Origin of the sequence: Janthinobacterium sp. SUN206 (assembly GCF_030587305.1) — a bacterium.
Taxonomy (GTDB): Bacteria; Pseudomonadota; Gammaproteobacteria; order Burkholderiales; family Burkholderiaceae_D; genus Janthinobacterium; species Janthinobacterium kumbetense.
Window position 1 is genome coordinate 1102839 of record NZ_JAPWIB010000001.1, and the last position, 21723, is coordinate 1124561.

Consider the following 21723-nt stretch of genomic DNA (forward strand, 5'->3'; position numbering starts at 1 on the left):
CAATGACAACCAGCACAGAAACAGGCAGTACCAGTACAGCAAGCACCGCACCGACTCCCGACACCGGCACCAGCCGCGAACTGAAAAAAGGCAGCCTGGCCGCATTCAAGGGCTTGATGCCCTTTTTGACGCCGTACCGCAAGCAGTTCTTCCTGGCCGGTATCGCGCTGGTGGTGGCCGCCGCCTCCACCCTGGCCATTCCCGCCGCCTTCAAGCAGATGATCGACCTCGGTTTCGGCGGCGCGGCCGGCTCGAAGAGCATCCAGCACGTCGACCTGGTCTTCCTCGCCCTGTTCGGCGTGGCGTCCATCCTGGCGCTGGCCACGGCCGCGCGTTTTTACACGGTGTCGTGGCTGGGCGAGCGCGTCACGGCCGACATCCGCAGCGCCGTGTACCGCCACGTCGTCACGCAAAGCCCCGAATTCTTTGAAACCACGCAGACGGGCGAAGTCCTGTCGCGCATCACCACCGACACGACCCTGATACAGGCCGTCGTCGGCACCAGCATCTCCATGGCGCTGCGCAATGTGCTGCTGTTCCTGGGCGGCCTGGTGATGCTGTTCGTCACCAGCGCCAAGCTGGCGGGCATCATCATCGGCCTCTTGATACTCGTCGTCGTGCCCATCATCGTGTTTGGCCGCAAGGTGCGCAAGCTGTCGCGCGACTCGCAGGACCGCATCGCCGACGCGTCGGCCATGGCCGGCGAAATCCTCAACGCCATGCCCACCGTGCAAGCGTTCACGCACGAGAAAATCGAATCGAAACGCTTCGGCGACTCCGTCGAAGGCGCCTTCATGACGGCCATGCGCCGCATCCGCGCCCGCGCCCTGCTCACCATGATCGCCATCCTGCTGGTGTTCGGCACCATCGTCTTCGTGCTGTGGCTGGGCGCGCGCGCCGTGCTGGAAGGCTCGATGACGGGCGGCGACCTGGGCCAGTTCATCCTGTACGCCTCCATCGTGGCCGGCGCCATCGGCGCCCTGTCCGAAGTCATGGGCGAAGCGCAGCGCGCCGCCGGCGCCACCGAGCGCCTGCTGGAATTGATGGCCGTCAAATCGGAAATCGCATCGCCGGCCACGCCGCTGCCGCTGCCCGCGCGCGCCGCCACCGGCGCCGCCTTGACATTGGACAATGTCATGTTCTCCTACCCGTCGCGCCCGGACACCCACGCGCTGGATCACGTCAGCCTCGACATCCGCGCCGGCGAAACGGTGGCCGTCGTCGGCCCTTCCGGCGCCGGCAAGACCACCCTGTTCCAGCTGTTCCTGCGCTTCTATGACCCGCAAAGCGGCAGCATCCGCCTCGATGGCGTGGATATCAAGCAGCTGGACCTGCACACCCTGCGCGACGCCATCGGCATCGTGCCGCAGGATACCGTGATTTTCTCGGCCGACGCCATGGAAAACATCCGCTACGGCCGCGCCGGCGCCAGCGACGAGGAAGTGATCGCCGCGGCGAAGATGGCGGCCGCCCACGAATTCATCGAGCGCCTGCCGAACGGCTACAAATCCTTCCTCGGCGAACGGGGCGTGCGCCTGTCCGGCGGCCAGCGCCAGCGCATCGCCATCGCCCGCGCCCTGCTGAAAAACCCGCCGCTGCTGCTGCTCGATGAAGCCACCAGCGCGCTGGACGCAGAATCGGAACGCCTGGTGCAAAAGGCGCTGGAAGCGGCCATGGTAGGCCGCACCACGGTCATCATCGCCCACCGTCTGGCCACCGTGCAGCGCGCCGACCGCATCATCGTCATGGAAGACGGCAAGATCGTCGAGACAGGCACGCATGCGTCGCTGGTCGCAATGAAAGGCATCTATGCGAACCTTGCCGCACTGCAATTTCACAACGTACAGATCAACTAAGCAAAAACAGCCATGAACGCACTTTTCCACGCCAACCTGGGCATCACCGATTTCTGGACCTTTTTATTGGGGACCATCTTCATCGTCATCCTGCCCGGTCCCAATTCCATGTATGTGCTGTCGGTCGCCGCCCAGCGCGGCGTGCGTCCCGCCTACCAGGGCGCCTTCGGTATCTTCGCCGGCGACCTGATACTGATGGTGCTGTCGGCCTGCGGCGTGGCCTCCCTGCTGAAAGCCAGCCCGGCCCTGTTCTACGTGGTGAAATACATCGGCGCCGCCTACCTGGGCTGGATCGGCCTGCAGATGCTGATCGGCTGCTGGCGCAAGCTGCGCGCGCCGGCACCGGCCGAAGGCGAAGCGGCGGCCGTCCCTGCCCCCGTCAAGGAAAGCGACCCGTTCCGCAAGGCCCTGATCATCAGCCTGATGAACCCGAAGGCCATTTTGTTCTTCATTTCCTTCTTCATCCAGTTCGTCGACCCGGCCTTCCCGAATCCCGTACTGTCCTTCATCGGCCTGGGCCTGATCTGCCAGGTGATCAGCTTTACCTACCTGACGGCCATCATTTTTGTCGGCGCGCGCCTGGCCGAGACCTTCCGCCGCCGTCGCCGCCTGTCGGCCGGCATGGGCGGCGGCGTGGGCGCCATGTTCATCGGCTTCGGCGCGAAACTGGCCACGGCCACCCTGTAAGGAAACCACCGTGACCGAACTCGAACTGCGCCAGCGCTGCCATACCGTCCTGCCCGGTCACCGCCAGCCCGCCCCAAGCGCCACCTTCGCCGCCATGGCCGCCTGGTGCGACGCCAACGATGTTGCGCACGATACCTACGGCGAAGGCGCGCTGATCGAACAGTTCGAGAACAAGATCGCCAGCCTGCTCGGTTTCGAAGCGGCCGTGTTCTGCATCACGGGCACCATGACGCAGGTCACGGCCCTGCGCCTGGCGTGCCAGGACCGGGGCTCGCGCCTGGTGGCGCTGCATCCCACCTCGCACATCCTGCGCCACGAGCGGGGCAACCATGAATTGCTCGATCATTTCAAGGGTTTGATGATCGGCGACCCGCACCGCCCTTGGACGGTGGACGACTTGCGCGCCGTGCCCGATCATCTGGGCGCCGCGCAGCTGGAACTGCCGATGCGCGAAATCGGCGGCCAGTGCCCTTCCTGGGAAGACTTGAGCCAGATCAAGCAGCACTGCCGCGAGCACAATATTCACCTGCACATGGATGGCGCGCGCCTGTGGGAGGCGCAAGCGGGTTTTGGCCAGTCCCTGCCCGCCATCTGCGCAGGTTTTGACTCCGTCTACGTGTCGCTGTACAAGGGCATCGGCGGCCTCGGCGGCGCCATGCTGGCCGGCAGCCGCTCGTTCGTCGAACGGGCGCGCGAGTGGTTCCGCCGCCAGGGCGGCAATATCGTGCACCGCACGCCCTACGTGGTGGCCGCCGCCATGCAGTTCGACGCGCGCCTCGCCGCCATGCCGCGGTATTTTGCGCGCACGCAGTGGCTGTACGCGCTGCTGCGCGACTTCCCGGCCATTGCCGTCAATCCCGCCAGTCCGCAAGCGAACATGCTGCACCTGCACTTGCCCGTCTCGCGCGAACGGGCCATCGCCATCCGCAACCAGGTGGCCGCCGACCACGGCATCTGGCTGTTCAGCCGCGCCAGCCACGCAGCCCTCCCCGGGCACAGCGTGGTGGAATGGTATGTGGGAGACCAGTTGCTGGAACTGCCCGACGACAGCGTGCGGCTGGCCTTGACCCTGCTGGACCAGGCCATGCGCGCCAGGGATTAATTGACAATCGTGACACCAAAAAAAAAGCGCCCGAAGGCGCTTTTTTTCTTTCATGGCAGCTGGGTTGGCCGCCACTACCTGCTTAGAACTTGTAGTTATAAGCGAGACCGATCAACTGCATGCGGGTCTTGAACAGGCCCTTGGTGGTTTCACCGTTGCCGGTGCAGCCAGTTTTGACAGGCGAGCAGTCATTCGTGTAGTTGACACTGGCGTCCTTGAAGTCGATATAGCTGTACGCCAGGTCGATCGAGGAATTGGCGTTCAGCTTCCAGTTCGCGCCGATCGAGTACTGCATGCGGTCGCTGTCCGGCAAGGCCGGGTGGCGCAGTTCGGCACTGCGTACTGGCGCCTGGTCGTGGGCGATACCGGCGCGCAACAGCAGGTTTTCGCTGTACTTGTAGTTGGTGCCCAGCGAGACGCGATAGGTATCTTTCCAGTTCTGGCGGATGCGCTCGGCGCCTTCGGCCGTCGGCGGGAACTGGATGTCCAGGTTCTGCAGGCGCGAAGTGCGGGTCCAGGTGACGTCGCCCATCAAGGCCCAACGATCATCTATCTGGTGGAAGGCATTGATCGACAGGGTTTCCGGCGTGCGCAGTTCCACCAGCGCCTCGGAATTGACCTTGTTCGAGGCCTTGGCGATGAAGCCGTTCACGGCAGGATTGCTCGTCACTTGCGAGAAATCCCAGATGGTGCTGCCTTTGAGCTTGTGCGAAATCGACGAGCGGTAGGCGATACCGAAGCGCGTGCCTTCGTTCAGCTGGTACAGATAGCCGAGATTGAAGCCAAAGCCCCAGTCATGACCATCCATCGACGCATGGCCATCCTTGATTTGGCCCTGCAACGCCGCGCCCGCAGCTTGCGCGGCGGCCAGGCCCTGGGTCTTGGCGATATTGGCCAGGAATGCCTGCGATGCGCTAGGCGCGAACTTGCCCAGGAAGGCAACCGAACCCGGCACGTCCACGCCCTGGCCCAGTTCCGCCTTCATGTATTCAGCCGTGATGCCGAAACCGAACGAGTGGTGCTGGTCCAGCTTGAACGACACGGAAGGATTCAGGGCGATGGCTTCGAGCTTGATATTGGTGATCGCGTAGCGGCCATACCAGTCATTGCCGTAGTCGAGCTTGGCGCCATACGGCACGAACAGGCCGGCACCGACGGTCCACTGGTCATTGATTTTCTTGCTGGCGTACAGCGCAGGCGCGAATACGGCGTCCGGCGCATAGTCCTTGGTGGCCGCGTACGGCGTGCGATTACCAGGGAAGAAAGGCTTCGAACCCGCATCCGTGTAGGTCGAATGCGGTACCACCAAAGTACCGCCGCCAACGAATTGCGTGCCTTCCAGGCGCGACAGGCCGGCCGGGTTGTAGAAAATGGTCGATGCGTCGGCCGCTTCGGCGCCACTGGCATCGGCCGTGCCCTGGGCGGAAACGCTTTGCGAGCCAAAACGGTAGCCCGATGCTTGTGCGGTGGAGGAAATGCCGGCGAATGCGGCAACGATCAGGAGGGGCAGATATTTATGTTTCAAGTTGGTCTCTCTTTATTATATGAAATTGTCTTCGGCACACTATCGCGGGCATATCCAGCTGCCCCGTCTTGCACTTTTCTTGCCGCCGTGAACTCCAATTCACTGACGGCATGAGCGAAGCATATAATATTTTTTAGAAAAAAGCGAACGTTCGCTCTTTTTATGAAACGGCGTTGTTTTTCTTGCGCATACGACCTTCTACAGTGCCAATGCAGGGGCTGGAAGCGGTATCAGAAAGCGCTGATGCATCAGCGACAGCATCTGTTCCGCCGGCACGGGGCGCGAGATGAAATAGCCCTGCACCTCATTGCATTGCAGGGTGCGCAGGATGTCGAGCTGCTCGCGCGTCTCCACCCCTTCGGCCACCACGCTCATGCCCAGCGCATGCGCCATCGACAGGATGGCGCGCACGAACACTTCGCCCTGCTCCGAGCGGCCCAGCTCCATGGTGAAGGCGCGGTCGATCTTCAAGCCATCCATGGCGAACTTCTGCAGCTGCGACAGCGAGGAATAGCCGGTGCCGAAATCGTCGACCAGCAGGCGCACGCCCAGCGCGCGGATGGCGGACAACTGCTCCACGGCGCGGTTCTGTTCATCCATCATGGCCGATTCCGTGATTTCCACCTCGATCAGGCGCGCATCGATGCGGTGGCGCGTCAGCGCGGACGCCAGTACCTGGTGCACGTCGCCGCGGCCAAACTGGCGCGCCGAGACGTTGATGGAGACTGGTACCAGTTCCAGTCCGCTGGCTTGCCAGCGCGCCATCTGCAGGCACACCTTTTCGATGACGACTTCGCCCAGCTGGGAAATCAGGCCGCTGCTCTCGGCCACGGGAATGAATTCCAGCGGCGGCACCATGCCGTGCTGCGGATGGTGCCAGCGCACCAGCGCCTCCATGCTGCACAGCTGCCCGCTCATGGCGTCGACCCTCGGCTGGTAGACGACGAGGAACTGATCCTGCTCCAGCGCCGCCACCAGGCTTTGCTCCAGTTCGCGGCGGTTGCGGATGGTTTCGAACAATTCCGGCTGGAAAAAGCGGTGATGGCCCTTGCCCGCCACTTTGACGGCATACATGGCGATATCGGCGTTCTTCAGCAGCACTTCCGTCTCAGCGCCATCGCGCGGATACAGGCTGATGCCGATCGAGGCGCCCATCTTGTGGCGTTCGCTGCCCAGGTAAAACGGTTCGTCGAAGGCGATGGCGATGCGCTGCGCCACCTGCTCGGCGCGGCTGTCGTCCTCCACCGGGTCGAGCACGACGACGAATTCGTCGCCGCCCAGGCGCACCACGTGGTCGCCCGGGCGCAGCACGGCCTTCAGGCGCAAGGAGGCGGCGCGCAGCACCTTGTCGCCCTCCGCGTGGCCCTGCGTGTCGTTGATATCCTTGAAGCCGTCCAGGTCGATGAACAGCAGCGCCAGCATGTGCCGCGCGATGGCGGCGCGGCCCAGGGCGCCGGGCAGGAATTGCTGCAGCCAGTAGCGGTTGGGCAAGCCCGTCAAGCCGTCTTCATTGGCCAGGCGGCGCAAGTCGCGCTCGTGCTCCTTGGCCGTGCTGATGTCTTGCAGGGTGACGGCCAGGCGGTCGCCGCTGCGCACCAGGCGCCGGCGTATCCAGCGCAGCTTGAAGGGGTTGCCTTCTGGCAACTCGATCTCTTCCTCGGAAAAGCCGGAGACCATGGCGGCCCGGTAATTATGGATCAAGTCGCGGAAATACGGCTCGTGGGCGCGCGACTGCAGGCGCATGCCCAGCAACTGTTCGCGGCGCACGCCAAAGTAGCCGGCGCCCGGCTCGTTGCAATCGACGATCTCGAAGTCGAGGATGCTACCATCCGCGCCGCGCAGGGCGGCGATGATATAAAAGCCGTCGCTCGTGCCTTCGGTGGCCATGCGGTAGGCGTTGCGCACGCCTTCGGACTGGTGGTGGCGCCACGCCAGGCGTAGCGACAGCACGGTGGCGACGGCGGCAAAGGCCAGCAGCAGCACGGTGACGGCCAGGGCGATGCCGAGATAAATCGTGCGCGTTTCCTCGTAGGGATGCAGCATTTCGCCGTCCGACAGTCCGACCACGGCCGTAAACGGATAGGCTTTCAGCGCCTGCCAGCCCACATAACGATTTTGCTTGTCGGAAAAAGCTATCCTGCCGCCCGAATGCAGGGCGCCGCTCTCCGTTTCCAGGAAGCTGGTGTCGAGAAACGGCGTGCCCTGGCCGCTCTGGGTCGGCAGCACGCGCGAGCCCAGGCGCGTACTGAACAGCTCGCCCTCTTCGCCCACCATGGCCGACATGCCGAACTTGCCAAAATTAACACTGTTATAGAATTCGGAAAAATAGCTGGAATGGATGGAAATGAGCAGCACGCCGTCGAAGTTGCCATCCTCGTCTTCCAGCCGGCGCGTGAAATGCACGAGGCTTTCGCCGGCGCCCGGCGCTGACGGGGCCGCCTCGCTGGCCCTCCCCAGCGCGATGCGCAGCGCGCTGGAATTGCTGCGCCAGTGGCGCAACAGGAAATCGCTGCGCTCGTTGACGCGCAGCCGCTGCAGCGGCGCCGTGGCCGTCACGGGATGGCCCTTGCGGTCGAGGATGGCGACGATGGCAAATTGCGGCAAGGCATACATGCCCTGCGTCTTCAATTGATCGAGGCGCAGCTGGCCGCGCGAGTTTTCCCATTCATACTTGAGCTGCAAGGTCAGCTGGTCCATCTGCTCCAGGGTGCGCAGCAGGTACTGGCCATATGCTTTCGACAAGGAAGACACGCTGTCGAGCGCCTGCTGCTGCGCCACCTTCTTTTCCGCTTCCAGCTGCAGCAAGGTGGCCGTCCACAATACCGCGCACAGGATCAGGCCCAGCAAGGGCCAGGCGAGGATCAGGCGCAGGTTAGCCTTGAGAAAATCGGCCCTGCTCATCTCCACCACGGCGGCGTTATTATTATTTACAAATTGTCGCAAGAACATGGTGCAGCATCTGCCGTTTCTATGTATTTCTTCAAGGACACACAAATTACCACAGAGTCATGTTTGCAGGTAAGACGGCAGCGTAATTATGTGCGTGGGCCGCGGCCCGCCTGTCGCGCCTGCGTTACAATCACCATCCTTACCGTTGGAGAAATACATGCAGCAATATCAAGATTTGATCAAGACCGTGCTCGAAACGGGCAGCTGGCAAGACAACCGCACGGGCATCCGCACCCTGAGCGTGCCGGGCGCCATGATGCGTTTCGACTTGGCCAACGGCAACTTCCCTGCCGTGACAACCAAGAAACTGGCTTTCAAATCCGTGATCGGCGAATTGTGCGCCTTCCTGCGCGCCTCGCGCAACGCGGCCGAGTTCCGCGCCCTGGGCTGCAAGGTCTGGGACCAGAACGCCAATGAAAACGCGCAATGGCTGGCCAACCCCTACCGCGAAGGCGAGGATGACCTGGGCCCCGTGTACGGCGTGCAATGGCGCCAATGGCCCGCATATAAGCTGCTCGACGCCGACCAGCCCGCACAGATCGCCGATGCGCAAGCCAACGGCTTTACCTTGATCGCCCCCATCGTCGAGAACGGCGTGCAAAAAGTGCTGCTGTACAAGGCCGTCGACCAGTTGCGCGAATGCCTGGACACCATCATGAGCAACCCGGGCAGCCGCCGCATCCTGTTCCACGGCTGGAACCCGGCCGTGCTGGACGCCGTCGCCCTGCCCGCCTGCCATTTGCTGTACCAGTTCATCCCGAACGCCAGCACGCGCGAAATCTCGCTGTGTTTATATGTACGCAGCAACGATATCGGCCTGGGCACGCCGTTCAACATCGCCGAAGGCGCCGCCCTGCTGCACCTGGTGGCGCGCCTGACGGGCTACACGCCGCGCTGGTTCACCTACTTCATCGGCGACGCGCACATCTATGAAAACCACCTCGACATGGTGGAAGAACAATTGAAGCGCACGCCGTTCCCGGCGCCCCGTTTCGTCATTTCCGAGCGCGTGCCCGACTACGCGAAAACGGGCAAGTACGAGCCGGAATGGCTGGAAAAGATCGAACCGTCGGATTTCTCGCTGGAAGGCTATGAACACCATGCGCCCATCAAGGCGGCGATGGCCGTCTGATGGCGGTCACACCGCTGGCAGCCCTGCACCGCAAGCTGTTTGACGAAACGGATGGCAGCAAGTTCGCCAGGCTGAAAGAGCGGCTGCTGAAAAAGCATGCCGCGGACGACAGGCTGGCCGTGCTCGACATCCTGACGGCGTATGCGCGCGATGGACAACTGCTGCACTGGCGCACCTTTTTGATGACGGATATCGTGCATCTGGTGGAAGGCAGTCAACATGCGGCCTTTTTCGCCTGGGCACTGGAGCAGCCCGCACTGGCGTACTGGGGCGTCGATGGCTTGCTGAAAAGTATAGGCGTGGACGCGTATGCGCCCCTGGTGGCGCTGGCAGCGTCCGGCGCCACCAGGCTGGAAGTGCGCGCCAAGGCGATCAAGAGCCTGGCCGTGTTCAGCCGCCAGCCGTTTGACCAGGACTTGCCGTCCGATCCCGGCCACTGGAAGGCAGAGCAGCTGCGACTAAGCGCCGTGTTGGACTGGCAAGCGGACGGCTACCCTGACGGTGCAGGCTACAAGGCGCCCGCCAAGCATGAGACGCTGGCCAAGCCGCGGTCGCGCCTGCAAGTAGCAGCCGCCTTCCTGGAGCGGAAACTGGCGCTGCGGCGCCAGCGCGAGCAAGACCTGGCGCAACCGTCGAACTGGCTGACCATGGCCAGCGCCAAGGACATGGCCGAGATCGACGCGCAATGGGTCTTGCCGGAAATCTACCGCCATTTCCTGCAATTCTATTCGCCGCTGCGCGTGCATGTCGACGGCAAGCGCTTCCCGCAGGGCCTGCATCTGTACGGCGCGGCGGAGCTGGTGGAGGCCCAGCACGGCTACGCCGTCCATGCCGTGCATCATCACAACATCGCGAGCTGGCAGTCGAAGCTCGTGGTGATTGCCGATGCGGGCGGCGACCCGTACTGCGTACACCTGGAAGAAAGAAGCATCGACGGCGACTTGCCCGTGTACCGCGCCAGACATGGCGCAGGCGAATGGCGCTTCGAGCTCCATATGGACGATTTCATCGACTTCCTGCGCGAAATCGCGTGGGCGGCCTAGCCTGCTTCGCCGCCCGGTCCGCCGGGACCGGGGCCGCCTGGCCCCCGTCCGCCCGGCGGACCGAAGCGCGGCTCCCGTTCGCCCTCCTTGGCCGCCGACGTGGCGCCGCCCAGGCGGTACGACAAGCCCACATAAATCATGCGGCCGTCAAAACGGCGCGTGCTCGTTTCGCGCAGCGAGGCGCTGTTGATGACGGTTTCCATCTTGTTGCTGCTGAACACATCGGTCACATTCATGACCAGGCTCAATTGCGGTGTCACCGTGTGGCGTAAACTGAGGTTCAGCGTGTTGTTCGGCGAGCGGTAGCCCTGTCCCGACAGCATCTTGCCCTGCATTTGCAGGGCAAGTTGCAGCTGGTTATCCGCATTGATCTGGTAATTGAGGCGCGCGCGGCCGCTCAGTGCGTTGGCCGTGCGCGTGCTGCGGTTGCCCAGGTCGTCGGAACTCGTCTGCTGGCTGCGCGCCAGGTTGCCGCTCGTGTTCAGGGTCAGGGACGGCGTCAGCTTGCCGCTGACGCTGAATTCCAGGCCGCTCGAATGGCTGCCTTCGCCGTTTTCCCGCGTGGTCAGCAGCACATTGTCGCTAATAAAATAGCGGTAATCGACGATGGCGTCCGTGTCGCGCCGGTGGTAGGCGCGCAAGCTGCTTTCCAGGCCCGCGATCTTCGTTTCATAGCCGATTTCGAAGGAATCCGTCTGCGTGGGTTTCAGCTTGGGGTTGCCGGCCGACACATTGAACTCGTCGCGGTAGACCACGTAGGGGTTCAGATCGCCCGCATTCGGGCGGCGGATGCGGTGCGCGTAGCTGAAGCGCAAATTGCTCTCGTCGCTGACTTTATAGGTGGCGAACAGGCTGGGAATATAGTTGACGTAATTGTTGCCAGCCTCAACGCCACTGGTGATCTGGCGCACGTTCAAGTCCGTGTATTCGGCGCGCAAGCCGGCCAGCGCGCCCCAGCGTTCGCTCAGGCGCATCTGGTAAGAGCCGTACAGCGCGATGGTGCGCTCGTCGAGCTCGAAACGGTTGCTGCGCATGGGATTGACGGTCTCGGCCAGGCTGGCCGGATTGATGTCCGTATATAAAGTGTCGAAACTGCTCTTGTTGTCGGCCACCTTGTAGCCCAGCTTGGCCGTGCCGCCCGCCAGCGGACGCTCGTAGTCGCCGCTGAAGTCGACGATGCGGTTGCCCGTCTCGCTATGCTGGCGCGCGCGGCTGTCAAACGCGTTGACGGGCGCGATCGCATAGGCATTCGCGTAATCGCTGTCGCTCTCGTTGGTCGACGACGACACGCGCAAGTCGATTTTCAGGGTTTCGCCGGGCAACTCGCCCTTGTGGTCATAGCGCCCGCCCCAGCTGTAGTTGCGGCTGTCGCCGTTGCGCACGGTGCTGCGCACATAGTCGCCGATGGTGCTGCCCGTGCTGTCGCCGTTGATGTAACGGTCCAGCGAGCGCTGGTCGTTGCTGCGCCCGTTGTACGACACGCTGGCGGCCAGGGTGTCGTTCGCATTCAGGTTGTAATTGACGGTGCCGTGCAAGCCCAGCGAATCGTTCAAGCCATTGTTCGTGGAGCTCTGGCTGCTGGGGGCAAAGGCGCCCGTGCCGCGGTCCAGGCGTTCACGGCTGACTTCGCCCACGGAATTGCGGCCGTCATGGCGCACGTTGATGCCGCCCTGGTAGCCCCATGGCCCTTCATTGTAGGTGCCGGAGACGGAGCTGTTGTAGCGCCCGGCGATGCCCGCATTCGCGTTGACGGTGGCAAAGCCGCCCGGCTTGCGGTTGCGCCGCATCACCAGGTTCAGGATCGGGCCGCCACCGGCTTCGTTGCCGAACTGGGCGCCGGGATTGTTGATCACTTCCACGGATTCGATATCGTCGGCCGCCATGGCGTTCAACGTAGCGCCGCGCGAGTCGCCCTGCAGCATGGCCGACGGTTTGCCATCGATCAATATCTGCACATTGCTGCTGCCGCGCAAGGACACGGAACCGTCGGGGTCGACGGCCACCGAAGGCACATTGTTCAAGGCATCGGCCGCCGTGCCGTTGGTGCTGCCCACGTCGGACTTGACGTCGTAGACTTGCCGGTCGATGCGGCCCGTGGGGCGTTCGGCCGTCACGCTGACGGTAGCGGGAGCATCGACGGCGGGCGCCTTGGCCGGTGCGGGCTTGACGACGGTATCGCCGGTGACGGTTTGCGCCTGGACAGCGGCGCCGGACACGAGCAGGCTGCCGCCCGCCAGACAGTGAAAGAGGATTTTATGCATTGGCTTAAAAAATAATCGAGACGCTACGGATGAGGCACTACGCCGCAGCGTGAGAGCACATTCTCAAAGCATGCCACGATTGCAAGGAGCAAAGCAAATGCGAACCATTGTTATTTACTTCAATTTACAAATCTCTCGCACTTGTGGTCGCATAGCCTCATCCGATGACCTTTGCGCCACCTTTGCGCTACCTCAACAAGCCCTTGCCGCGCGCCAGCTTCAGCCAGCCCGGATATTCCGTCATCAATAAGTCATACAGTTCCGCATCGCTGTGCTCGTCGGGCGAGCTGACGGAAAAGTAATTGGCATTGTCGACCAGGCGACCCTGCAATTCGTCGAGCTTTTCCAGGAAGGGGAAGTCGGAATCGGCAAAGGCGGCGAGAAACTTGCTTTTCGATTTGCGCCCCTTGCCGATGCCCATGAATTGCCAAAAGATCGGTTCATGGCTGGCCCAGCGTAATTGTTTCTCCGTCGTCGCCTGGTCGCTCGTGCCGCCATCGGTGACGAACATCACGTACACGGGCAATTCCGCGGCGACGGGCCGCGTGCGCTCGCCGCCGGCGCCATCGGGGAAATAAAATGCGCGTATCGCCTGCATGGCGGCGCCATAGCGCGTGTCGCCTTCCAGCGGATGGCGCTGTATGGCCTGGCCCACGTAGGTATTGCAATTGCTCAAGGCCATGGGCGCCGGATGGTGGACATTCTTGCCGAACAGGAAAACATCGATCTCGCCATCGTCGTCGAACTTGCAGCCCAGGGCCAGGATGCGTTCGGCAAAGCGCTGCACCAGCCCCTCTTTATATAGTCGTCCCATGGAGCCGGAAATATCCAGGCACAAACACACCTTGGCGCGGTGGTCAAGCAAACCCACTTTTTGCAGCGACACACCCGCCTGCTTGACGAGGCTGACCAGTTGCGGCGCTTCCCGTTCGACCCGTTTTTCCAGGTTGATCTTTGCCTGCATGACGGCCGAAACCGCCGCAGGGGCAGCAGAAGCGGCCTGGTCGACTTCGCCGCCGAAGTGGCGCACCAGCGCGTCCAGTCCGCCATTAAAACCTTGCCCCACGGCCATGCAGCGCCAGCCGCCATCCTTGCGGTAGATTTCCGCCAGCATCACGGCTTTTTCCTGTGCGAAATCACTACCCGCGAAGGCGAAGCGGGCCAGCTCGCGTCCGCCCGCCTGCAGGCGCACGTGGCCGGCTTGCAGCTGCGACATCACGCCGCCGCCATCGATGGACGCCGTCACGACGAGGCGGTCTATGCCGGCCGGCAAGCGCGCCAGCTGCAAGGCAAACTCGGCCATGTCGCCGCCGCTGCCGGGGCGCGCTTCCACGCCGCCGCACGGCGTGCGCGGCTGGTTGAAAAAGGTCATGTAGCGCTCGTCGGACAGTTTGCCGTTGGCGTCGAGGCCGAAACAGGCCACGTCGAGCGCCAGCCCCTGCGCAGCGACGCCCACCTGCAGCACGCCGTCGGGAACGAGATTGGCCAGCGGCAAGCGCTGTCCCTTGGACAAGGTTTCCATCAGTGCCTCCTAGGCGATATAGCGGCGCGGATTGTCCGCGTTAAAATCATCTTCGTCTTCCTTGTCCTCGCCCTTGAAGACGACGGGACCGTTGAAGGCCAGTTGCAGGTTCTCGCCCTGCCAGCTCAGCCACGGCGTGGCTTCGCTGCCCGGTTCCGACGTCTTGCCGGACGGTTCGAGGATGATGCTGTCGGGCGTGATGCGCGCCATGCCGATCACATAGGTGTAGACGGAATCGTCCTCGGCCGCCTTGGACAGGCGGAAGTCGAACGCGCACTCGACGATCTGCTCGCCATATTGCATGACCATCTTCGGCCGCATGGAAGCGACCGACACGGCGCCATTGGCCAGCGCCGAATACACGCTGAAGACGAGGCCCACCGTGCCGCCGTACTGTTGCGCCAGCGCGGGATTGACTTCCACCGTTTCCGTGGCCGGTTCCTTGCCCGATGCGCCCGCCACGTCGCCCAGGTGGCGCACGTACGGCATGACGTCGAAGCTGCCCGGCGTATCGGGCGCCTGGATGAAGCGCATCTGGCCGTTCGGCAAGAGGATGCCGACTCTTAAATCGAGGTCGTCGTTATCGTCGTCGCCATCGCCGTTATCGACCCAGCTTGCCTTGACGGTGAGCTTGCCCGGCGCGCCCGCGCCCTTTTGCAGCGACACCTTGTGCGTCTGGCCCGCCTTGGTCAGCGAGATTTTCGACAGGGAAATTTTGGGCGGCGGCGCCGGCTCCGCTGCCGCCTGCGCCACTTCGCCGCCGAAATGGGCGACCAGAGCGTCCAGGCCGCCATTGAAACCCTGGCCCACGGCCATGAAGCGCCAGCCGCCGTCCTTGCGGTAGAACTCGCCCAGCATGACAGCTTTTTCTTGCGCAAAATCAGATCCCGCATACGTGTAGCGGGCCAGCTCGCGCCCGCCGTCCTGTAAGCGCAGGTAGCCGCTGCCCAGCTGCGCCATGGTGGCCGCGCCATCGATGGCGGCCGTGACGACCAGGCGCTCGATGGAAGACGGCAAGCGGTCCAGCTGATAGCTGAAACCGGCCGCATCGCCGGACGGCGCCGCCGCTTCCACGCCGCCGCACGGCGTGCGCGGCTGGTTAAAGAAAGTCATGTAGCGGTCGTCGGACAGCTTGCCGTTGGCGTCGAGGCCGAAACAGGCAAAGTCCAGCGGCACGCCAGCGCTGGCGAGTCCCAGTTGCACGACGTTGCCCGTGACGAGGCCGGACAGCGCCAGGCGCTGCCCCTTGATCAGGTTTTCCATGCGATTATTTATTCAGGTATGGGAGCTTCGGACAACGGCTCAAGGCAAGGCGCGTCGTCCGAAGACAGTACGAATGTACAGTCAGTCCATGGCGGCGCAACGCCGCCATGGACTGCCGTTTTGGGTTCTATACAAAGCTAAAAGAGCTTCGGACAACGGTTCAGGGCAAGGCGCGTCACCGAAGACAGTACGAATAGTACGGCGAGGTGACGCAACGCGGCCATGGGCCGTTTTCCGGAGCTCTTAGGCGTTGATGCCGAACGAGCGTGCCAGCGGGCCGAGTCCGCCCTTGAAACCTTGGCCGATGGCCTTGAATTTCCATTCGCTGCCGGCGCGGTAGATTTCGCCGAAGATCATGGCCGCTTCCGTCGAGCCGTCTTCCGACAGGTCGTAGCGGGCGATTTCCGCGCCGTTGTCGCCGTTCAGGCAGCGGATGTAGGCCTTGCCCACCATGCCGAAGTTCTGCTTGCGATTTTCCGCGTCGTGGATAGTCACGGCGATGGCGATCTTGTCGATGTCGGCGGGCACGCTGGCCAGGTCGACGGCCACTTTCTCGTCGTCGCCATCGCCGCCGCCGGTCGTGTTGTCGCCCGCGTGGACGATGGAGCCGTCAGCCGACTTCAGGTTATTATAAAAAATGAAATCGGCATCGGAACGGGCCTTGCCATCCGTTTTCAGCAGGAAAGCGCTGCCGTCCAGGTCAAAAGCGGCGCCATCGGTGGCGCGCGGGTCCCAGCCCAGGCCAATCACGATTTTCTTCAAGCCGGGAGCTTCTTTGCTCAGGTTGACATTGCCGCCTTTTTGCAAACTGATCGCCATGGTAATTCCTCTTTAATGTGGGGGTTGCATTCGGTGTTTCAGGTCACGTCGCCGGCACGCCGGCTTGATGAGCCATGAGCCTACCATAAAGTTCCGGCTTGCCAGCCGCGCACTATTGAAAATAATGCCATACGGAAAAATCGTGCCGCTGTCCCCATGCGCAAAATGACGGATAATGCCGCTCGACAAAAATTTTTTCACACTAGGTTTGTCCTTGATCAATATACGACTCGACTGCATTCCTGGCACCCTGTGCGACGCACGCCTGTGGTCGCACCTGGCGCCTGCCCTGGGCGACGCCTTTGAGCTGCGGCACATGCCCCTGCACCAGGCGCGCACGCGCCCGCAGATGCAGCAGATGATCGCCAGCCAAAGCGCTCCGCAAGCCCATCTGGTGGGCTTTTCGCTGGGCGCCTACCTGGCGCTCGAACACGCGCTGGCGCATCCGCAGCGTGTGAAATCCCTCACTTTGATCGCCAATTCGGCCAAAGGTTTGCTGCCGGCGGAGGTCGAAGCGCGCCAGCGCATCGTCGCCATGCTCGAGCGCAATGCCTATACGGGCATCACGCGCCAGCGCCTGCGCGAATTGCTGCACCCGTCGCACTTGCAGGACGGCGCGATCACGGGCCTGATCCAGCAGATGGGGCTGGACCTGGGCAAGGAGGTGCTGCTGGCACAATTTCTCACCACGATAGACCGCCCCGACCTGATGGCGCGCTTGCCGGAACTCGATTTCCCCGTGCTGATCGTGGGCGCCGAAGACGACAAGCTCGTCGATCCCGACGACCTGCGCGCCATGGCCGCCCGCCTGCCGCAAGCCACCTTGCACATACTCAAAGACGACACCGGCCACATGATTCCGCTGGAAGCGCCAGGCGCGCTGGCGCAAGCCATGCGTGCGCATCTGGAGGCTGCCGGCAATTTCAACGATAATGACGGGCATCGGGCCTCGCCCCCACCTTTTTCACAGAACCAATGAGCTTACTGACCATCATCGTCGCCACCGACCAGCAAGGCGGCATCGGCATCGACAACACCCTGCCGTGGAAATTGCCGGAAGACCTGGCGCATTTCAAGCGCTTGACGACGGGCCACCCCATCCTCATGGGCCGCAAGACCTTCGATTCCATCGGCCGCCCGCTGCCGAACCGCCGCAATATCGTCATCACGCGCAATCCGGACTGGCGCCATGAAGGCGTGGAAGCGGCGCCGTCGCTGGAAGCGGCCATCGCCCTGCTGGACGGCGCCGAAGGCTATGTCATCGGCGGGGCCGACATCTATAGACAGTCGCTGGCCCTGGCGCAGCGCCTGATCATCACGGAAATCGGCCAGACGTTCGATTGCGACGCGTTTTTCCCCGCCGTGGATCATGCCGTGTGGCAAGAAACCGCGCGCGAAGCGCATGTTTCGGAGAAATCCGGCCTGCCTTACGCCTTTGTCACCTTGCAACGCAAAGCCTGATAAGGTTGATGTTGATTAACAGAATGTTGCTGTAATACCCCTGTCACACCGTTGCGTCACGCTAGCGCAAGCTTGTGGCGCTTTGGGGTGATATTTTTTTCCCGCAGAGGCCGCATTTCTGCGAGAATCCCGTTCTTATTTTTTTTATGTGGCTGCCGGGTTGCACTACCGCCTGACCGTCGCGCCCTAGTCCGCCCCTTCACATCTGTCAGGGGCGGCTTGCTTTTTTGGAGACATGCATGAAATTTCGTTTCCCCATCGTCATCATTGACGAGGATTTCCGTTCTGAAAATACGTCCGGCCTGGGCATTCGCGCCCTTGCCGCCGCAATGGAAAAAGAAGGCATGGAAGTGCTGGGCGTGACCAGCTACGGCGATTTGTCGCAATTTGCCCAGCAGCAATCGCGCGCGTCAGCCTTCGTGCTGTCGATCGACGATGAAGAATTCGGCGCCGGTTCCATCGAGGAAACCGATCACGCTTTGAAGTCGCTGCGCGCCTTCGTCGAGGAAATCCGCTACAAGAACGCCGACATCCCTATTTACCTGTACGGCGAAACGCGCACCTCGCGCCATATTCCCAACGATATCCTGCGCGAACTGCATGGTTTCATCCACATGTTCGAAGATACGCCGGAATTCGTCGCGCGCCACATCATCCGCGAAGCGAAATCCTACCTGGATGGCCTGTCGCCGCCGTTCTTCCGCGCGCTGGTGCACTACGCCAACGACGGTTCCTACTCGTGGCACTGCCCCGGCCACTCGGGCGGCGTGGCCTTCCTGAAGTCGCCGATCGGCCAGATGTTCCACCAGTTCTTCGGTGAAAACATGTTGCGCGCCGACGTCTGCAACGCCGTCGAGGAACTGGGCCAGCTGCTCGACCATACCGGCCCTGTCGCCGCGTCCGAACGCAATGCGGCGCGCATCTTCAATGCCGACCATTGCTATTTCGTCACGAACGGCACCTCGACCTCGAACAAGATGGTGTGGCATTCGACCGTGGCGCCAGGCGACATCGTCGTCGTCGACCGCAATTGCCACAAGTCAATCTTGCATTCGATCATCATGTGCGGCGCCATTCCCGTGTTCCTGATGCCGACGCGCAATCACCTGGGCATCATCGGCCCTATCCCGCTGCATGAATTCACGCCGGAAAGCATTGCCCGCAAGATCGAAGCGAATCCGTTCGCGCGCGAAGCGAAGAACAAGAAGCCGCGCATCCTGACCATCACGCAATCGACCTACGATGGCGTGATCTACAACGTGGAAACCCTGCGCGAAATGCTGGACGGCAAGATCGACACCCTGCACTTCGATGAAGCATGGCTGCCGCACGCCACCTTCCACGATTTCTACAAGAATATGCACGCCATCGGCAAGGACCGTCCGCGCGCCAAGGAATCGATGATCTTCTCGACCCAGTCCACGCACAAATTGCTGGCCGGCCTGTCGCAGGCCTCGCAAATCCTCGTGCGCGAATCGGACACGGTCAAGCTGGACCAGGACGCCTTCAACGAGGCTTACCTGATGCACACCTCGACCTCGCCGCAGTATTCCATCATCGCCTCGTGCGACGTGGCCGCAGCCATGATGGAAGCGCCGGGCGGCACGGCCCTGGTGGAAGAATCGATCATGGAAGCGCTCGATTTCCGCCGCGCCATGAAGAAGATCGACCAGGAATGGGGCCAGGACTGGTGGTTCCAGGTGTGGGGTCCGGCCAGCTTCAACGACGAAGGCATGGGCCAGCAGGAAGACTGGATGATACGCGCCGAAGATGACTGGCACGGTTTCGGCGACCTCGCTCCCGGCTTCAACATGCTCGACCCGATCAAGGCGACCATCGTCAACCCGGGCCTGTCGCTGGATGGCCAGTTCGGCGACACGGGCATCCCCGCGTCCATCGTCACCAAGTACCTGGCCGAGCACGGCGTCATCATTGAAAAATGCGGCCTGTACTCGTTCTTCATCATGTTTACCATCGGCATCACCAAGGGCCGCTGGAATACCCTGTTGACGGCCTTGCAACAATTCAAGGACGACTACGACAAGAACCAGCCGATGTGGCGCATCCTGCCGGAATTTGCGGCGGCCAACCCACGCTACGAAAAAATGGGCTTGCGCGACCTGTGCCAGCAAATCCACGATTTCTACAAGGCTTACGACGTGGCCCGTTTGACGACGGAAATGTATCTGTCGGACATGATCCCGGCCATGAAGCCGTCGGACGCGTTCGCCAAGATGGCGCACCGCGAAATCGAGCGCGTGGCCATCGACGAACTGGAAGGCCGCATCACGTCCATCCTGCTGACGCCGTACCCACCAGGCATCCCGCTGCTGATCCCGGGCGAGCGCTTCAACAAGACCATCGTCGACTACCTGCGCTTCGCACGCGACTTCAACGAGCGCTTCCCCGGCTTCGAGACGGATGTGCATGGCCTCGTGAAACGCGAAGTCGATGGCAAACGCGGATATTTCGTCGACTGCGTCAAGATGGATGAGAACGCCTAAAAATCGTCCATGGCTGCGTTGCATTGCCTAGCCGCACTATTCGTACTGTCTTCGGCAATGCGCCTTGCCCTGAACGTTTTTAGCCATTCTCGTGACGTTGCTTGATGACGTTGCTGGAACCGCGCTCACTAGCGCCGCCTGATGCAGATCAGGCGGCGTTTTTCATTTCCGGCTACCGCGCACGCTTGTGCCAGATCAAACGGCTGCGGTATCGGGCTTCTAAGATGGGCGACTCGTGCCCTCGTGACGGCAGGCCTATGACGCTCAAGGTGTGGCTGGAAATCATGCAGCAGGCGGCGGCTGGCAGTGGCGCCATGCTGGCGACGGCCTTGAAGCAGGCTCAGGTAACTATAGCCCGGCGGCACGATGGCGAAGCAGATGGAACGGGCATCGTGCTGTTCGCCGAAGCCAATACGGCGCTGCTGCAAGCGCTGCCGGCGCTGTGCAGCCAAGCCCGCGTGCTGGCCATCGCCGCCTGCGGCCAGGCCCTCAGCTGCGCGCAACAGCGGGCCCTGCTGGCGGCCGGCGCGCTCGATGTGCTGCTGTGGCCTGGCGGCGCCGTCGATGCGGGCCAGGTGCTGGCGCGCCTGCAGCGCTGGCAAGCCGTGGCGCAGCTGCTGGCGTCCAGCGCCGTGCGCCAGCAACTGGTGGGCGGCAGCGCTGCCTGGACCGCCTTGCTGCACCAGGTGGTGGAAATGGCCGCCTTCAGCCAGGCCCCGATGCTGATCACGGGCGAGACGGGCACGGGCAAGGATTTGCTGGCGCAACTGGTCCACCGCCTGGGCAACTGCCGGGGCGACTTCACCATCCTCGACTGCACCACCCTGTCGCCGGAACTGGCGGGCAGCGAACTGTTCGGCCATGAACGGGGCGCGTTTACGGGCGCGGCGGCACCGCGCGACGGCGCTTTCGCCCTGGCTGACGGCGGCGTGCTCTTCCTCGACGAAGTGGGCGAACTGCAACTGCCCCTGCAGGCGCAGCTGCTGCGCGCCATCCAGGAACGCAAATACAAGCGCGTGGGCGGCAATACCTGGCAACCGACGCAATTTCGCCTCGTCTGCGCCACCAACCGCGCACTGGAAGACGAGGTGGCGCGCGGCGCCTTCCGCGCCGACCTGTATTACCGCATCGCCGGCTGGCGTTGCCAGACGCCGCCGTTGCGCGAGCGCCAGGACGACATCTTGCCACTGGCACGGCATTTCCTCGCCGAACTGGCCCAGCAGCAGCCGCCCCCGCTGGACGCCGCCGTGCGCGAATACCTGCTGCTGCGCGACTATCCGGGCAATGTGCGCGAGCTGCGCCAGACCGTCACGCGCATCTGGCACCGCCATTGCGGCCCCGGTCCCATCACCATCGGCGCCCTGCCCCCCGAAGAACGGCTGCTGGCGCCGCCCTGGCCCGACCAGCACTTCGAAGCGGCCGTGCGGCGGGCCCTGGCTCAGGGCTGCAAGCTGTCGCACATCGCACGCTGCGCCACCGACATGGCCATCCGCCTCGTGCTGGCCGAGGAACACGGCAACAACCAGCGCGCCGCCGCCCGCCTGGGCGTGACCGACCGCGCCCTGCAGATACGCCGCAAGGCGACCGCTCCTTGATCTG

General features: G+C 62.8%; 15 protein-coding genes. 9 read left to right on the forward strand and 6 right to left on the reverse strand.

The genetic code is table 11. The features are described from left to right. Positions 1-2: 2 nt before the first annotated feature. Genes O3300_RS04840 through O3300_RS04850 form a run of 3 tightly spaced genes read left to right on the forward strand, consistent with a single transcriptional unit; the run spans position 3 to position 3645 of the window. Positions 3-1856 carry an ABC transporter transmembrane domain-containing protein gene (locus O3300_RS04840; protein ID WP_305052232.1) on the forward strand — a complete coding sequence of 618 codons (1854 nt, stop codon included), beginning with the start codon at positions 3-5 and terminating at the stop codon, positions 1854-1856. 12 nt (positions 1857-1868) lie between these two features. Beyond that, positions 1869-2543 (forward strand): leucine efflux protein LeuE, encoded by a 675-nt coding sequence (leuE, locus tag O3300_RS04845; protein ID WP_099667626.1) that lies wholly within the window; start codon positions 1869-1871, stop codon positions 2541-2543. Between the two features lie 10 nt (positions 2544-2553). Continuing rightward, positions 2554-3645: a low specificity L-threonine aldolase gene (locus O3300_RS04850; protein ID WP_305052233.1), complete on the forward strand. Its 1092-nt coding sequence runs from the start codon at positions 2554-2556 to the stop codon at positions 3643-3645. An 82-nt stretch (positions 3646-3727) separates the two neighbouring features. Here the strand turns inward: O3300_RS04850 and O3300_RS04855 are convergent, their stop codons facing one another. Continuing rightward, positions 3728-5170, reverse strand: a complete 1443-nt coding sequence (locus O3300_RS04855) for an OmpP1/FadL family transporter (protein ID WP_305052234.1) — start codon at positions 5168-5170, stop codon at positions 3728-3730. A gap of 198 nt (positions 5171-5368) precedes the next feature. Then, positions 5369-8119, reverse strand: coding sequence for an EAL domain-containing protein (locus O3300_RS04860; protein WP_305052235.1), 2751 nt, complete (start codon positions 8117-8119; stop codon positions 5369-5371). A gap of 157 nt (positions 8120-8276) precedes the next feature. Between O3300_RS04860 and O3300_RS04865 the strand changes: the two genes are divergently transcribed. Together O3300_RS04865 and O3300_RS04870 are read left to right on the forward strand one after the other, a co-directional pair. Next, positions 8277-9251: a thymidylate synthase gene (locus O3300_RS04865; RefSeq protein ID WP_305052236.1), complete on the forward strand. Its 975-nt coding sequence runs from the start codon at positions 8277-8279 to the stop codon at positions 9249-9251. Then, positions 9251-10294, forward strand: a complete 1044-nt coding sequence (locus tag O3300_RS04870; RefSeq protein WP_305052237.1) for an SMI1/KNR4 family protein — start codon at positions 9251-9253, stop codon at positions 10292-10294. Before O3300_RS04865 ends, O3300_RS04870 begins: the two co-directional genes overlap by 1 nt. Here the strand turns inward: O3300_RS04870 and O3300_RS04875 are convergent. The 4 genes from O3300_RS04875 to O3300_RS04890 form a co-directional block, all read right to left on the reverse strand. Further along, complete coding sequence (locus O3300_RS04875; RefSeq protein WP_305052238.1) at positions 10291-12555, reverse strand: outer membrane beta-barrel family protein; 2265 nt, start codon at positions 12553-12555, stop codon at positions 10291-10293. The two genes, O3300_RS04870 and O3300_RS04875, sit on opposite strands and share 4 nt — an antisense overlap. 187 nt (positions 12556-12742) lie before the next feature. Further along, positions 12743-14077 carry a VWA domain-containing protein gene (locus tag O3300_RS04880; RefSeq protein WP_305052239.1) on the reverse strand — a complete coding sequence of 445 codons (1335 nt, stop codon included), beginning with the start codon at positions 14075-14077 and terminating at the stop codon, positions 12743-12745. A 9-nt stretch (positions 14078-14086) separates the two neighbouring features. Next, entirely contained in the window at positions 14087-15340 is a 1254-nt protein-coding gene (locus O3300_RS04885; RefSeq protein WP_305052240.1) for a TerD family protein, read from the reverse strand. A gap of 243 nt (positions 15341-15583) precedes the next feature. Next, the gene (locus O3300_RS04890; RefSeq protein WP_099667617.1) at positions 15584-16159 is read right to left on the reverse strand and encodes a TerD family protein; all 576 of its coding nucleotides are present in this window, start codon (positions 16157-16159) and stop codon (positions 15584-15586) included. A gap of 214 nt (positions 16160-16373) precedes the next feature. Here O3300_RS04890 and O3300_RS04895 point away from each other — a divergent pair, with 214 nt between their 5' ends. The 4 genes from O3300_RS04895 (at position 16374) to O3300_RS04910 (ending at position 21719) form a co-directional block, all read left to right on the forward strand. Next, positions 16374-17138 (forward strand): alpha/beta fold hydrolase, encoded by a 765-nt coding sequence (locus O3300_RS04895; RefSeq protein WP_305052241.1) that lies wholly within the window; start codon positions 16374-16376, stop codon positions 17136-17138. Next, the gene (locus tag O3300_RS04900; RefSeq protein ID WP_305052242.1) at positions 17135-17620 is read left to right on the forward strand and encodes a dihydrofolate reductase; all 486 of its coding nucleotides are present in this window, start codon (positions 17135-17137) and stop codon (positions 17618-17620) included. Before O3300_RS04895 ends, O3300_RS04900 begins: the two co-directional genes overlap by 4 nt. Positions 17621-17859: 239 nt before the next feature. Continuing rightward, positions 17860-20124, forward strand: coding sequence for an arginine/lysine/ornithine decarboxylase (locus O3300_RS04905; protein ID WP_099667615.1), 2265 nt, complete (start codon positions 17860-17862; stop codon positions 20122-20124). A gap of 257 nt (positions 20125-20381) precedes the next feature. Beyond that, on the forward strand, positions 20382-21719 hold the full coding sequence (locus O3300_RS04910) for a sigma-54 dependent transcriptional regulator (RefSeq protein ID WP_305052243.1): 1338 nt from the start codon (positions 20382-20384) through the stop codon (positions 21717-21719). Positions 21720-21723: the final 4 nt, after the last annotated feature.